This window comes from Amycolatopsis sp. cmx-4-83 (assembly GCF_046548815.1).
GTDB lineage: Bacteria > Actinomycetota > Actinomycetes > Mycobacteriales > Pseudonocardiaceae > Amycolatopsis > Amycolatopsis pretoriensis_A.
The window spans coordinates 64,718-78,182 of the sequence record NZ_JAEBEF010000003.1 but is presented as its reverse complement, the minus strand read 5'-3'; the positions used below and the strand labels follow the sequence as shown (position 1 = coordinate 78,182).

Annotated in this window: 10 protein-coding genes; 5 read left to right on the top strand and 5 right to left on the bottom strand. The window is 74.4% G+C overall.

Annotation, left to right across the window (positions count from 1 at the left end):
- The first annotated feature begins 21 nt into the window (after nucleotides 1-21).
- From ACLJQM_RS09930 to ACLJQM_RS09920, 3 genes are all read left to right on the top strand, one after another.
- On the top strand, nucleotides 22-4,101 hold the full coding sequence (locus tag ACLJQM_RS09930; protein ID WP_410630870.1) for a SpoIIE family protein phosphatase: 4,080 nt from the start codon (nucleotides 22-24) through the stop codon (nucleotides 4,099-4,101).
- Nucleotides 4,098-4,400, top strand: coding sequence for an STAS domain-containing protein (locus ACLJQM_RS09925; protein ID WP_247021819.1), 303 nt, complete (start codon nucleotides 4,098-4,100; stop codon nucleotides 4,398-4,400). Before ACLJQM_RS09930 ends, ACLJQM_RS09925 begins: the two co-directional genes overlap by 4 nt.
- Before the next feature lie 291 nt (nucleotides 4,401-4,691).
- Nucleotides 4,692-5,414 carry an ANTAR domain-containing protein gene (locus tag ACLJQM_RS09920; RefSeq protein ID WP_410630869.1) on the top strand — a complete coding sequence of 241 codons (723 nt, stop codon included), beginning with the start codon at nucleotides 4,692-4,694 and terminating at the stop codon, nucleotides 5,412-5,414.
- 3 nt (nucleotides 5,415-5,417) lie between these two features.
- Here the strand turns inward: ACLJQM_RS09920 and ACLJQM_RS09915 are convergent, their stop codons facing one another.
- Complete coding sequence (locus ACLJQM_RS09915) at nucleotides 5,418-5,828, bottom strand: ATP-binding protein (protein WP_247021815.1); 411 nt, start codon at nucleotides 5,826-5,828, stop codon at nucleotides 5,418-5,420.
- Nucleotides 5,829-5,952: 124 nt separating this feature from the next.
- On the opposite strand from ACLJQM_RS09915, the gene ACLJQM_RS09910 reads away from it, so the two are divergent.
- Nucleotides 5,953-9,228, top strand: coding sequence for a glucodextranase DOMON-like domain-containing protein (locus ACLJQM_RS09910; protein WP_410630867.1), 3,276 nt, complete (start codon nucleotides 5,953-5,955; stop codon nucleotides 9,226-9,228).
- Between the two features lie 113 nt (nucleotides 9,229-9,341).
- On the opposite strand, the gene ACLJQM_RS09905 is transcribed toward ACLJQM_RS09910, so the two are convergent.
- The 3 genes from ACLJQM_RS09905 to ACLJQM_RS09895 all read right to left on the bottom strand — a co-directional run bounded on the left by ACLJQM_RS09905 (nucleotide 9,342) and on the right by ACLJQM_RS09895 (nucleotide 11,807).
- On the bottom strand, nucleotides 9,342-9,776 hold the full coding sequence (locus tag ACLJQM_RS09905) for a hypothetical protein (RefSeq protein WP_410630866.1): 435 nt from the start codon (nucleotides 9,774-9,776) through the stop codon (nucleotides 9,342-9,344).
- A 73-nt stretch (nucleotides 9,777-9,849) separates the two neighbouring features.
- A complete protein-coding gene (locus ACLJQM_RS09900; protein WP_410630865.1) occupies nucleotides 9,850-11,121 on the bottom strand; it encodes a HAMP domain-containing protein in 1,272 nt (423 codons plus the stop codon).
- On the bottom strand, nucleotides 11,118-11,807 hold the full coding sequence (locus ACLJQM_RS09895; RefSeq protein ID WP_247021807.1) for a response regulator transcription factor: 690 nt from the start codon (nucleotides 11,805-11,807) through the stop codon (nucleotides 11,118-11,120). Before ACLJQM_RS09895 ends, ACLJQM_RS09900 begins: the two co-directional genes overlap by 4 nt.
- A 101-nt stretch (nucleotides 11,808-11,908) precedes the next feature.
- Between ACLJQM_RS09895 and ACLJQM_RS09890 the strand changes: the two genes are divergently transcribed.
- Nucleotides 11,909-12,376 carry a hypothetical protein gene (locus ACLJQM_RS09890; protein WP_360771706.1) on the top strand — a complete coding sequence of 156 codons (468 nt, stop codon included), beginning with the start codon at nucleotides 11,909-11,911 and terminating at the stop codon, nucleotides 12,374-12,376.
- A 55-nt stretch (nucleotides 12,377-12,431) separates the two neighbouring features.
- On the opposite strand, the gene ACLJQM_RS09885 is transcribed toward ACLJQM_RS09890, so the two are convergent.
- Nucleotides 12,432-13,442 (bottom strand): aldo/keto reductase, encoded by a 1,011-nt coding sequence (locus tag ACLJQM_RS09885; protein ID WP_360771709.1) that lies wholly within the window; start codon nucleotides 13,440-13,442, stop codon nucleotides 12,432-12,434.
- Nucleotides 13,443-13,465 lie beyond the last annotated feature (23 nt).

Below are 13,465 nucleotides of genomic sequence, written 5' to 3'. Positions count from 1 at the left end.
GCCGCGCGAACCGGGAGTGTGATGAGCGTCGGGGAAGAGGCCGGCCACCGCGCCGTGTTTCCCGGGACCAGCCGGATGGCCGCCCGGATGCGGGACTTCGACTGGGCTTCCTCGCCGCTGGGCGACCCGGTGGGCTGGCCGACGAGCCTGACGACGGCCGTCCGCATCTGCCTCACCTCCCGCTTCCCCATGATCGTCTGGTGGGGGCCGGAGCTGCGCTTCCTCTACAACGACGCCTACCTGCCGCTGCTCGGCACCAAGCACCCCGCGCTCGACAAGCCGGGTGCGCTGGTCTGGGACGAGATCTGGCACATCATCGGCCCGATGCTGGACAGCGTGATGACCACCGGCGAGGCGACCTGGTCGGAAGACCTGCTGCTGCCGATGAACCGGCACGGCTACTGGGAAGAGACGTACTGGACGTACTCCTACAGCCCGGTCCACGACGACGAAGGCGTGGTCCGCGCCGTGTTCACCGCCGTCACCGATACCACCGAGCGCGTGATCGGCGAGCGCCGGATGGCGACGCTGCGCGAGCTCGGTGCCCAGGCCGGCAGCGCCCGGACCGTCGGCGAAGCCTGTGAGCTGGTCGCCTCCGTGCTGGGGCGGGCCGGCGACGACGTCCCGTACGCCGCCATCCACATCCGCGACGACGAAGGCGAACTCGCGCCCGCCGCGGTCACCCCCGGCGGCGAAGACGCCGGGGATCCGGCCGTCTGGCCGCTCCGCGAAGTGCTCGCCGACGGGGTGCCGCGGACGGTGCCGGACGCGGCGATCGGTGAGCTCCCGCCGGGCGGCTGGTCCACTCCGCCCACCGAGGCGATGGTGCTGCCGCTGCTCGGCGACCCCGGGAGCCCCGCGGCCGGGGTGATCGTGCTCGCGGCCAGCGCCGGGCGCGCGCTCGACGAGTCCTACCGGACGTTCCTCGGCCTCGTCGCCCAGCAGACGGCGGCGCTGGTCAACGGCGCGCTCGCCTACCGGCGGCAGCAGCAGCGGGCGGAGGAGCTGACCGCGCTGGACGCGGCCAAGACGACGTTCTTCGCCAACATCAGCCACGAGTTCCGCACCCCGCTCACCCTGATCCTGAGCCCGGCGGCCGATCTGCGGGACGCACTCGACGACGCCGACGAGCGGATCCGCGAAGAGGTGGCCGTCATCCACCGCAACGCGCTGCGGCTGGGGCGGCTGGTCAACAACCTGCTCGACTTCTCCCGGATCGAGGCCGGCCGGATGCAGGCCCGCTTCGAGCCGGTGGACCTCGCCGCGTTCACCGCCGAGCTGGCGAGCGTCTTCCGCGCCGCGGCCGAACGGGCCGGGCTGGTGTTCGAGGTCGACTGCCCGCCGCTGGGCGAGCTGGTGCACGTCGACCGCGGGATGTGGGAGAAGGTCGTCTACAACCTGCTGTCGAACGCGATCAAGTTCACCTTCGACGGGTCGATCCGGGTGACGGCCGCCCTCGATGGCGAGCACGCCGTGGTCGCCGTGTCCGACACCGGCACCGGCATCGACGCCACCGAGCTGCCCCGGCTGTTCGAGCGGTTCCACCGGATCCCGTCGGCGCGGGCCCGCTCCAACGAGGGCAGCGGGATCGGCCTGGCGCTGGTCCGCGAGCTCGTCGGCATGCACGGCGGCACCGTCGCCGTGGAGAGCGCGCCCGACGCCGGGACGACGTTCCGGATCCGGCTGCCGCTCGGCGTCCGGCACCTGCCGGCCGAGCAGGTCTTCGCGGCGTCCCCGGTCGGCGGGATCGCCACCGAAACCGCCGAACCGTACGTGCAGGAAGCCCTGCGCTGGCTGCCGGACGCCGGCCGGAACGCGCCCTCCGCGCCCACGGCGGCCACCGGCGCCCGGGTCCTGGTCGCCGACGACAACGCCGACATGCGCGACTACCTCGTGCGGCTGCTGCGGGACGACTACGCGGTCACCTCGGTGCGGGACGGCGTCGAGGCGTTCGACGCCGTGTGCGCCGAGCCGCCCGAGCTGATCATCAGCGACGTGATGATGCCCCGGCTGGACGGCCTCGGCCTGCTCGCCGAGCTGCGCGGCGACCCGCGCACCGCCGCCGTGCCCGTGCTGCTGCTGTCGGCCAGGGCCGGGCAGGAGGCCGCGGTCGACGGGCTGGCCGCCGGGGCCGACGACTACCTCGTGAAGCCGTTCTCGGCGCGGGAGCTGCTCGCCCGCGTCCGCACGACCATCCAGCTGGCGCGGCTGCGGACGCAGCACGCCCGGTGGCGCGCGGCGATGATCGAGTCGCTTCAGGAGGGCTTCTTCGTCAGTGACACCGAAGGACGGGTCGTGGAGATCAACGCGGCGTTCACCGAAGTGCTGGGCGCCGGTCCGGACGGGCTGCCCTACGGCCAGCCGTTCCCGTGGTGGCCGGACCGCGACGCCGACCCCGACGCCCACCGCCAGGTCACCGAAGCCTTCGAGCGGGCCAGGGACGAGCAGGCCGGCAGCTTCGTGCTGCCGCTGCGGCACGTGGACGGGCACCGGGTCTGGACCGCCGTCGCCTACAACGCGCTGCAGGACGACGAGGGCCGCCGCCGGCTCGTCGGCACGGTCCGCGACGTCACGGCCGAGCGCTACGCCGTGCAGCGCGAGAACGCGCTCGCCGCGATGAACCAGCGCCTGGCCGGCGTCAGCGGGGTGCCGGAGGTGCTCCGCACCGCGCTGGAGCTGCTGTGCGAACTGTGGGAGGCCGAGCGCGTCCTCGCGGTGACCTGGCCGCGGGACGGCGAACCGGAGGTCGCCTCGACCGACCCCCGGGACCGCGGGTGGACCGATCTCGCCGCGCCGCTGCGCGCGACGCTCGACGGGCTCCGCTCGGTCCCGGCGCTGCACACGACGGCGGCGGACGGCGGCGCGGGCGCGTCCGTCGACCACCCCGGCGGCCGGCTGACGCTCTGGGTCGAGCCCCCGCCCGGCCGTCCGCTCGGCACCGAAGACCGGACCCTGCTGGCGTTGCTGGCCGGGACGCTCGCGCACGCCCTGCGCCGCGCGCACCGCGACGACCGCCAGCGCGAGGTCGCGATCGCGCTGCAGCGCTCGATCCTCGGCCCGGCCCTGCTCCCCGACGGCTTCGCGGTGCGCTACGAGCCGGCGACCCCGCCCCTGGAGGTCGGCGGCGACTGGTACGACGTCATCGCGCTGGGCGGCGACCGGATCGGCATCGTCGTGGGCGACTGCGTCGGCCGGGGCCTCGCGGCGGCCGCGGTGATGGGCCAGCTCCGCAGCGCCTGCCGCGCGCTGCTGCTGGAGGCCAACGGCCCGGCGCACACCCTGACCACGCTCGACCGCTTCGCCGACCGGCTGCCGGGTGCCTTGTGCACCACCGTTTTCTGCGGGGTGCTCGACCCCGCGACCGGCACCCTCACCTACAGCAGCGCCGGGCACCCGCCCGCCACCCTCGTGCACAGCGACGGCTCGTCGGAGTTCCTCGACGCGGGCGGCAGCGTGCCGCTCGCCGTGCGCGTGGCGGCGCACCGGCCGGAGGCCACGGCGGTCGTCCCGGTCGGCTCGCTGCTGATGCTCTACACCGACGGGCTCGTCGAACGCCGGCGCGAGTCGCTGGACGACGGCATCACCCGGGCCACCGAAATCGCCCACGACGTGCGGGAGGCCGACCTGACCGACCTCGCGGCCACCCTGATGGGCCGGCTCCGGCCCGACGACGGCTACGAAGACGACGTCGCGCTGCTGCTCTACCGGCGGTCGGTGCCGGCGCTGGTGCTCGACTTCGAAGCGCACCCGGACAGCCTCGCTTCGACCCGCCACTGGCTGCGCGCGTGGCTGGCCAACGCGGAGCTCGACCCCGACGTCGCGCAGGACGTGCTCGTCGCGGCGGGCGAGGCCTGCGCCAACGCCGTCGAGCACGCCTACCGCGGTGAAGGCGACGGCACCGCACACCTTTCCGCCCGGTTCGCCGGCCCCCGCCTCGTGGTCGTGGTCACCGACGACGGCCGCTGGAAGCAGCCGCCCCCGGACAACCACGTGCTCCGCGGCCGCGGCACGCCGATGATGGAAGCGCTGGCCGACGCGGTCACGATCCGGCACGATGCCCACGGCACCACCGTCACGCTGGAATGGAGAATCGGTTCGTGACGACGGCTCTCACGCTGGTCGCCGGGCGGGGCGAGGACGGTGGCCGCACCGTGCGCGCGACCGGCGAGATCGACATGAGCAACGCAGCCGAGTTCGGCGCGGCACTGGACCGCGAACTGGCGGCGGGGAACCCGGTCACCGTGGACCTCACCGGGGTGGACTACCTCGACAGCGCGGGCGTGGCCGTGCTGTTCGACCGGGCCGGCGAGCACGACCTGCGGCTGGTCGCCCCGCGGCTGCTGGATCGGGTGCTGCGGGTTTCCGGGCTGGCCCAAGTCGCGAAGGTGACCGTCCGCTGAAGGGTTGACTCGCTCCGCACGGGGTAAGTCACTCGAAGCGACGGGCGCGGGGTGGGTTGTGCCGCCGGCCGTCGTGAGGTGGTTCCCGGCGCCAACCCACGACGTTCAGCAGCGAGCGCGGGCCGGAACCACCGCTTTCCCCCGTCCCGAGATCCCGGCCGGTCCCCCGGCACCCGCGTCGCCATGCGCCGGGTGTTGCGGAAGACGCACCGCACGCGGGTAAGGTTTCGCCGTTCCGTTGAACAGCAGCGGTGCGCTCGACCACCGCCACCCCGGGACGGAGATGATCGCGTGACCGGTGAACCGATCCCGCAGGAGCACCTCGACGAGCTGACCGCCGCGATGACGGGCCTCACCGGCGCGCTGGAGTCCGAACCCGCCGAGGCCGAAATACTGGACGCTGTCTGCGCGGAAGCCGTCCGCGCCGTGCCCGGTGCCGACATGGCCAGCATCACCGCGATCCGCGACGGCGAGCCGGAGACCGTGGCCTCCACCGACGAGCGCGCCGTCGAGATCGACCGGGTCCAGTACGCGGCGGGCGAAGGGCCGTGCCTGCGGGCCGCGGCGACCGGCGAGGTCGTGCGGCTGCCGCTGGCCACCGCGGACGTCGTGTGGCCCGACTTCACCGAGCACGCCCGCGGCCTCGGCGTGGGCAGCTACCTGGCCGCACCGCTGCGTGTGGACGAAAACCTCTCCGGCGCGCTCAACCTGTTCGGCTACGGCGACCACGGGTTCGCCGAGGCCGACTCGCGGTTGCTGCGGCTCTACACGACGATCGTCTCGTTCGGGCTGCGCACCACCCGGCGCTACCACCAGGCCCGCCGCCAGGCCGACGACCTCGAAGCGGCGATGCGCACGCGGGCGGTGATCGAGCAGGCCAAGGGCATCCTGATGGCCGTGCACCGGATCGGCGCCGACGACGCGATGAAGCGCCTGGTCACGGAATCCCAGCACACCAACGTGAAGCTGCGCGACGTCGCGGCCCGGTTCGTCGAAGAGCTGTCCGCCGGCTGAGCCTCAGGCGGTGCGGCGCACCGGGAACGGCCAGGTCAGCGTGATCACGGTGCCGTCGTCGGTGGAGCGGAGGTCGAGCCCGTCGACGAGCGCCTGGATCAGGCGCAGGCCGCGGCCGCCGTCCGCGCGCTCGGCGATCGACTCCCAGCGGCCCTGGTCGGCGACGGTGATGACGAGCACCTCGTCGTCGACGCGGGCGCGGACGTCGATCAGTCCCGGCCGGCCGCGGTAGGCGTGGTCGAGGACGTTGGCCATCGCTTCCCAGCACGCCAGCACGACGTCGTCGGCTTGTCTGCCGACCTCCTCGCCGGCCCGCCGCCGCAACCACGAAACCAGATGACGGCGCAGGCTCGGCAACGTGCGCGGAGAAATCGTGCCACGGTACCGCCAGCCGTCCGATCCGAGCTCTTCCACGTTCACCTCCCCGGGGGACTGTGGGTTTGCTACCCACCGGTTCGGCATCTCAATCACGAGCAACGACTTTCCCTGCTGCGTTCGGCCCTGGTGCGTGGTGCGCCCGTCGTGATCGGATGGGCGGATGACTCGGTCGACGTGGTCCGTGGTGGTGTGCGCGGTGCTGGCCGCGCCCCTGCTGTCCGTTCCGGTGGCCGCCGCGGCGCCCGCGCCGGGGCCGGGTGCGGTGTCGCACTTCGGCCTGGCCCGCAAGGACTGCCTGGGCACCGCGCGGAACACGCAGAGCAAGGCGTGGTTCACGGTCGCGGGCGGCGTGCTGTCCGACGTCTACGCGCCGGTGATCGACAACACGAACGTCGAGTCGCTGCAGTTCGCCGTCACCGACGGGCGCACGTTCACCGACCTGCAGGCGCGCGACATGACCTACACGGTCCGCACGAGCGCGGGCGGGATGGCCTGCGAGGTGACGTCGACCCCGCGCAGCGGGAAGTACCGGCTGGTCACCGAGTACCTGGCCGATCCGGCCCGGACCGGCGTGCTGATCCGCACCCGGCTGGAACCGCTGCGCGGCTCCGGCGGTGACCTCAAGGTCTACGTCCGCTACGACGCGAGCATCAACGGCAACGGCGGGGGCGGCCCGGCGAACGGCGGCGGGGACACCGCGACCGTCGACGCGGCGACGAGCGCGCTGGTCAGCGCCGACGCGAACACCGTTTCCAGCGCCCCGGCCCGCGACTACGGCACGCCGCTGGCCGCCGCGCTGCGCGCCGACCGCCGGTTCCTGGCGACGTCCAGCGGCTTCGCCGGCACCGCGGGCGACGGGCTCGCGCAGCTCGACCGCGACCACCGGCTCACCGACACGACGCCGTCGGCGGCGAACGGGAACGTCGTGCAGACCGCGCAGCTGGACCTGCAGCCACGCCGGCCCGCCGTGCTGGCGCTCGGGTTCGGCGCGGACGCGCGGGCCGCCGTCGCCGCTGCCGGGGCGAGCCTGCGCACGCCGTTCGACCAGAGCCGGCGCCAGTACGCGCGTGAGTGGCGGGACTACGACAACGGGCTGATCCCGGTGCGCGGCAAGGACTCCGAAAACTCCACTGCCTACTTCCAGTCGGTCAACGTGCTGAAGGCCAGTGAGGACAAGACGTTCCCGGGCGCGGTGGTCGCGTCACTCGGCAGCCCGTGGGGCCAGGCGGTCTCCGCGGGCGACGCGCCCGGCGGCAAACCCGTGTACTTCGGTTCCTACCGCGAGATCTTCGCCCGCGACCTCTACGAAAGCTTCTCCGGCCTGCTCGCCGCCGGCGACCGCGAGACGGCGCGGGCGAGCGTGCGCTGGCTGTTCACCCGCCAGCAGCAGCCGGACGGCCGGTTCCCGCGCAACTCCATGCTCAACGGCAAGAAGGCGCCCGACTCCGGTGGCGACCAGCTCGACGAGAGCGCGTACCCGATCCTGATGGCGCTGCAGGCCGGTCTCGACCGCGACCGCACGCTCTACACCGGCCACATCCGGGCGGCGGCGGACTTCGTCGTCGCGCACGGGCCGGCGTTCGGTTCGGAGCGCTGGGAAGAACAGGGCGGCTACTCCCCCTCGACCATCGCCGCCGAGATCGCCGGGCTCGTCGCCGCGGGCGTGATCGCCGACCGCAACGGCGATCCGGCGCGCGCGAACGTCTACCGGGCCACCGCGGACCACTTCCAGCGCAGCATCAAGGGCTGGACCGTGACGTCGACCGGCCCGTACGGCGGCCGGTACTTCCTGCGGCTCACCAAGAACGGCGATCCGAACTCCGAATGGATCTACAACCTCGGCAACGGTTCGGTCGACGCCGACCAGCGCGCGGTCGTCGACGCCGGGTTCCTCGAGCTGCCGCGCCTCGGCGTGCTGCCCGCGAACGACCCGGACGTCGCCGCGTCGCTCGCCGTCGTGGACCGCGTGATCAAAAAGGACACTCCCGCCGGTCCGGGCTGGTACCGCTACGGCACTTCGGCGGCGGGCAGCGAAGACGGTTACGGCGACTGCTACGAGCCGGACCCGACGAACTGCGGCCCGACCGGGGCGCCATGGCCGTCGACGAACACCGGGTCGGGGCACCTGTGGCCGGTGCTCGCCGGGGAACGCGGCGAGCACGCCGTGCAGACCGGCGACCAGGCGGGCGCGGCGGCGCTGCTGCGCGCGATGCGGGCGCAGACCGGCGGCACCGGGCTGATCCCCGAGCAGATCTGGGAGAACCCGGCGCTGCCCGCGTCGCCGTACGGGTCGGACCCGCGGACGGCGTCGATCGGCTTCACACCCGGGCAGTCCGTCGGCTCGGTGGCGCCGCTGAGCTGGGCGCAGTCGCAGTCGGTGCGGCTGGCCAGGGCGCTCGACGACGGGCGGCTGCCCGAGCAGCCCGCCGACGTCCGCGCCCGGTACGTCTCGCACGCGCCGCCCGCGGCACTGGCGGTGACGCTCGACGCGCCCGCGTCCGTGTCGGCCGCCACGGCCGAAGTCACCGGCACCGCGCCGGCCGGCAGCCGGGTCGACCTCGCGGTGTCGGCCACCGACGCCGGGACGACGACGGTGCTGTCGACCCGGGCCTCGGCGGCGGGGACGTTCCGCGCGACGGTGCCGACCCCGCTCGGCGCGAACGTCGTCACGGCGGCCGCGACCGGCGCGGGCACCGGGTACGCGCAAAAGACGATCAGCTCGGACTTCGTCACCGGCACGGTCCTGCTCGACACGGCCGACCCGGACGGCGACGACAACGGCCCGGGCACGTTCACCTACCCGACGGCGGGCGACTTCCACGCCGGCGCGTTCGACCTGCAGCGCTTCCAGGTCATCGACTCGGGCGCGAACCTGGTGTTCCGGGCGCAGGTCCGCGACCTGTCCCCGACGTTCGGCTCCCCGCTGGGCGCCCAGCTGCTGACGATCTACGCGCACGACCCGGCCGCGACGGCGACGTCGACCGCGCCGCCGTTCCCGAGCCGGGCGTACGCGATCGCGCCGCAGGACGCGTGGAGCCGGCGCCTCGAGGTCCAAGGGTTCGCGGAACCGGCGCTCGTCGACGCTTCGGGTGCTTCGCTCGCTTCGCCGTCCGTGCAGGCTTCGCAGGCGACGCGGTACATCACGATCAGCGTGGCGAAGGCCGCGTTCGGGACGCCGTCGGCCGGGTGGACGTTCGCGGTCGTGCTGACCGGGCAGGACGGCAACTCCCCCGACCAGGCGAGGCCGTTCACGCCGACGGCCGGGCAGTACACGTTCGGCCTGTGCGCGGCGGGTGGCACCGCCCCGGTGTGCGCGGCGGACCCGGCGACGGCGCCGAAGGCGTTCGACGTGCTCACGCCGTCCGGGGTGGAGCAGGCGGTCGAGCTCGACCCGGCCCGCGGACCGGTCCAGGTGCGCGGGGTACCGGTGGGCTGAGGGTTTCGCCCGGCCGGTCCACTGTGGACCGGCGCGGTCCGGGTGCCGTGAACGACTCTTTCACCGCGTCGGACGTGGTGAAAGAGTCGTTCACGGCGTTCGGCGAGCCGGGGTCAGTGGTCGCGGCCGTGGCGCCCGTGGTCGTCACCCGGCTCGCCGCCGTGACCGCCGTGGTCGTCGCCCGGTTCCGCGGTGCGGCCGCCGTGGTCGTCGCCGAGGTCGTGCGTGCGCGTCGGGTAGCTGCCCGGCGTGGTCCGGCCGCCGTGGTCGTGCGTGCGCGTCGGGTAGCTGCCCGGCGTCGTCCGGCCACCGTGGTCGTCGCCCAGGTCGTGGCTGCGGGTCGCGGACGTGCTCGGCGTGGTCCGGCCCCCGTGGTCGTCACCCAGGTCGTGCGTGCTGCTCGGCCGGGAGCCCGTGGTCGTCGCCGAGCTTGCGGGGGTGCTGGTCGTCGGGCGACCGTCGTCGGCGCCGGACTGGGCCAGGGCCGCCGTCGTGCCGCCCACCGCGAGCGCGGCACCGGCCGCGGCGATCACCAGGATCTTGCGCATGTGCGTTCCTTTCGTTGCCTGTCAACGAAAAGGAGCTTCACGCACCGGACGCTAGCGGCGCGCTGCCCGCACCTTAAGGCATCCCTAACGCCGCGCCGAGTTCCAGTGCGATCCGGACGCCGTGCGGCCGCGCGCGGGTCACGCTGAACGTCCCGCCGGACGCCCGCGCCGTCTGGCGGGCGATGTCGAGCCCGAGCCCGGTCGAACCGGCGCCGCTCTCGCCGCGCGGGACCTCGTCGAAGCCCGGGCCCTCGTCCGAGACCTCCAGGCGGGCGCCCGCGGGCGCCGCCGACAACCGGATCGCGTAGGCCGTTCCCTCGGGGGTGTGCGCGAAGACGTTGCCCAGCAACGCGTCCAGGCACGCCGCCAGCTCGGGCTCGCCGACCGCGACCGGCAGCGGGCCCGGGTCGATCGCCACCGTCACCGCGCGGTCCTGGTCCTGGGCCAGCACCGCCCAGAAGTCCGCTCGTTCGCGGACGAGCAGCGCCGCGTCGCACGCCCCCGGCTCCGCGTCCCGCGCCCGCGCCTGGTCGATGAGCGCGGTCACCTGGCGCTCCAGGCTTTCGGCGTGGCCGGTGATCCGGTCCGCTTCCTCGGGGTCGCGCAACGCCTCGGCGTCCAGCCGCAGCACGGTCAACGGCGTCCGCAGGCGGTGCGAGATGTCGGCCACGGCTTCGCGTTCCTGCCGGACCAGGTCGCGGATCCGGGCGGCCAGGAGGTTCAACGCGGCCGCGACCGACCGCACCTCCCCCGGGCCGCCGGGCCGCGCGCGGGCATCGAGGTCGCCGTCGGCGAGCCGGCGCGAAACCGCCGCGAGCTCGTGGACCGGCCGCACGATCGAGCGCGCCAGCCGGTCGGCCACGAACACTCCGAGCGCAAGCAACAGCACCCCCAGCCCGGCCAGGACCAGCCAGGCCGCGCCCAGTCCGCGGGTCAGCTCCGCCCGGTCCACGAAGGCCCGCACGACGGCGGTCCCCCGCGGCAGTCCCTGGACGGCGACCAGGATCTCCCGGCCGTCGTCGCCTTCGACGGTCAGGCTGCTGCCCTGGGCCGCGGCCAGCGTGACCCCCGGCGTGCGCGGGCCGGGCGCGCCGAGCACCGTGCCGTCCGGCAGGAACACGGTCACCGGGTGGCCCGCGGTCGTGTTCAGCTGGTCGACCGCGGGCCGCAGCGCCGCGGTCCCCGCCGTCGCCACGAGGGACGTCAGGGACTGGGCCTTCGCCGTGGCGGCGGTGACCGCGCGGTCCGCGGTGACCGACTGCAGCAGGATCGCCAGCGGCACCAGGAACGCCACCAGCACCAGGCTCATCGCGGCGGCGACGAGGACGGCGAGCCGCTTCCTCACGCGCCGGCCCCCGGCTCGGCCAGCCGGACGCCGACCCGCCGCACGGTGTGCAGGTACCGCGGTTCCTGCGCGGTCTCGCCGAGCTTGCGCCGCAGCCACGACAGGTGGACGTCGACGGTCTTGTCGGCGCCGGCGTAGGGCAGCTTCCAGACGTCGGTGAGCAGCTCGCGCTTGCTCACCACGGTCCCCGCCCGGCTCGCGAGGTAGTGCAGGAGGTCGAACTCGCGCGGGGTGAGGTCGAGCGGCTCGCCCTCGAGGGACGCCTGCCGGGTCCGCGCGTCCACGCTCAGGCCGCCGACCACCACCGGGGCCGTCGTCTCCTCCGGCTCGCTGCGCCGCAGCACGGCGCGGATCCGGGCGTCGAGCTGGGCACCGCCGAAGGGCTTGACCACGTAGTCGTCGGCGCCCGCGTCGAGCAGCCGGACGATCTCCTCCTCGGCGCCGCGGGCGGTGACCACGATGATCGGCACGGCGCTGACCGCCCGGACCATCCGCAGCACCTCGCGGCCGTCGAGGTCGGGCAGGCCCAGGTCGAGCAGCACGACGTCGGGCCGGTCGGTGACGGCGGCCTGGAGCCCGGCCATCGCGGTCGGCGCGGACGTCACGGCGTGCCCGCGCTCGGTCAGCGCGCGCAGCACGGCCGTGCGGATGGTCGGGTCGTCCTCGACGAGCAGCACGGTCGCCATGTCCGGGAGGCTACACACGCGAAGCCGCTTCGCCGGGCTCCAGGCGAACGCTAAGGACGGCTTAGCCGCGCTTTAACCCGCCCGGATGGCACAGTGGACGGATGAACAGGCGCGGGGTGCTGATGGCGACGGGCTGGCTGCTGGCCGCCGCCGCGACCGCGGGCGTCGGCACGGTGGCCCTCGACGTCGTCGGCGCGGGCATCCTCGGCCCGCAGAACCAGCCGCTCTCGGCCGACGACGTGGCCCGCGCCCTGGAAACGCTGCCCGCGAGCAGCACCTCCGCGCCGGTCCCGCCGGCCACGACGACCGCGCCGGGCGCCCCGGAACCGCGTGGCCTGACCGTTCCCGGCGGCAGTCTCGTCGCGAAGTGCACCGGGGATCGGGTCGAGCTGCTGTCGTGGAGCCCGACCCCCGGCTTCCGCGCCGACGACGTCGACCGCGGTCCGGCCGCCACCGCGTCGGTGAAGTTCAAGGACGACGGGACCGAGAACGTGGTGCTCGTGTCCTGCCGCGACGGCGAGCCGCACGCGGAAACGGTCGCCGACGACGGCCACCACGGCCGCGGCTAGCGTCGCGCGGCCGAGGTCCGCCGACCCCGGCCGTCGAACACCCTGCGACACGCGGCTAGCCCGGCAGCCCGGCGTTGAGCCGGGCCAGGATGCCGTGCGGGAACGGCAGTTCCGGCGCGCTCGCCCCGGTCAGCCGGTCGAGGTGGGCGTCGCTCACCTCCAGCGTCAGCGCGCCCAGGGTTTCGGCGAGCTGCCCGGGTGACCGGGCGCCGATCAGCGGCGCCGGCATCGACGGGCGGCGCGTCACCCAGTGCAGCGCCACCTGGGCCGGGGTCGCGTCCACCTCGGCCGCGACTTCGCGGACGACGTCCAGCACCGCCCAGCGGGTCTCCGCCGCGGACCGGTAGGGCGCGCCTTCGGCGAGCCGGCCTTCCCCGCCGCCGTCGCGGGTGTACTTGCCGGACAGGAACCCGCCGCCGATCGCGCCCCACGGCTGGACCGCGATGCCGAACTCCCGCGCCAGCGGCACGAACTCGGCCTCGATCGCGCGCTCGATCAGGGAGTACTCCAGCTGCAGCGCCGTCACCGGCGGGCCGCCGAGCATCGCGGCCTTCGTCGCGTACCACGCCGGGACGTCGCTGAGGCCCACCGCGCGGACCTTGCCGGCGCGCACGAGGTCGTCGAACGCCGCCATGACCTCCTCGGCCGGGGTGAAGCCGTCCCAGATGTGCAGCCAGTACAGGTCGACGTGGTCGACGCCGAGCCGCCGCAGCGACGCCTCCAGCGATGCGACCATGTTCTTGCGGCCGTTGCTGCGGTGGCGGGGGTCGGAAAGCGGTTTCCCGCCGTCGAAGCCAGGCCCGGAGTACTTGGTGGCGAGCACGACGTCGTCGCGGTCGACGTCGCGGAGGAATTCGCCGACGAGCTCTTCGCTGCGCCCGGCGCTGTAGTTGTCGGCGGTGTCGACGAAGTTGCCGCCGCGCCCGGTGTAGGCGCGGAAGACCGCGCGGGCGGTGTCGTCGTCGGCGCAGTGCGGGCCGGAGCCGAAGGTCAGCGCGCCCAGCGCCAGCGGCGAGACGCGCAGCCCGGAGCGGCCCAGCGGCCGGTAGTCGTCCAGTTCGGTCATGACCCGATCGTGCAACCCGGAGC

Coding starts and splice junctions, on each gene's coding strand:
- ACLJQM_RS09930 (WP_410630870.1), top strand. CDS start 22: ATGAGCGTCGGGGAAGAGGCCGGCCACCGCGCCGTGTTTCCCGGGACC.
- ACLJQM_RS09910 (WP_410630867.1), top strand. CDS start 5,953: ATGACTCGGTCGACGTGGTCCGTGGTGGTGTGCGCGGTGCTGGCCGCG.
- ACLJQM_RS09905 (WP_410630866.1), bottom strand. CDS start 9,776: ATGCGCAAGATCCTGGTGATCGCCGCGGCCGGTGCCGCGCTCGCGGTG.
- ACLJQM_RS09895 (WP_247021807.1), bottom strand. CDS start 11,807: ATGGCGACCGTGCTGCTCGTCGAGGACGACCCGACCATCCGCACGGCC.
- ACLJQM_RS09890 (WP_360771706.1), top strand. CDS start 11,909: ATGAACAGGCGCGGGGTGCTGATGGCGACGGGCTGGCTGCTGGCCGCC.
- ACLJQM_RS09885 (WP_360771709.1), bottom strand. CDS start 13,442: ATGACCGAACTGGACGACTACCGGCCGCTGGGCCGCTCCGGGCTGCGC.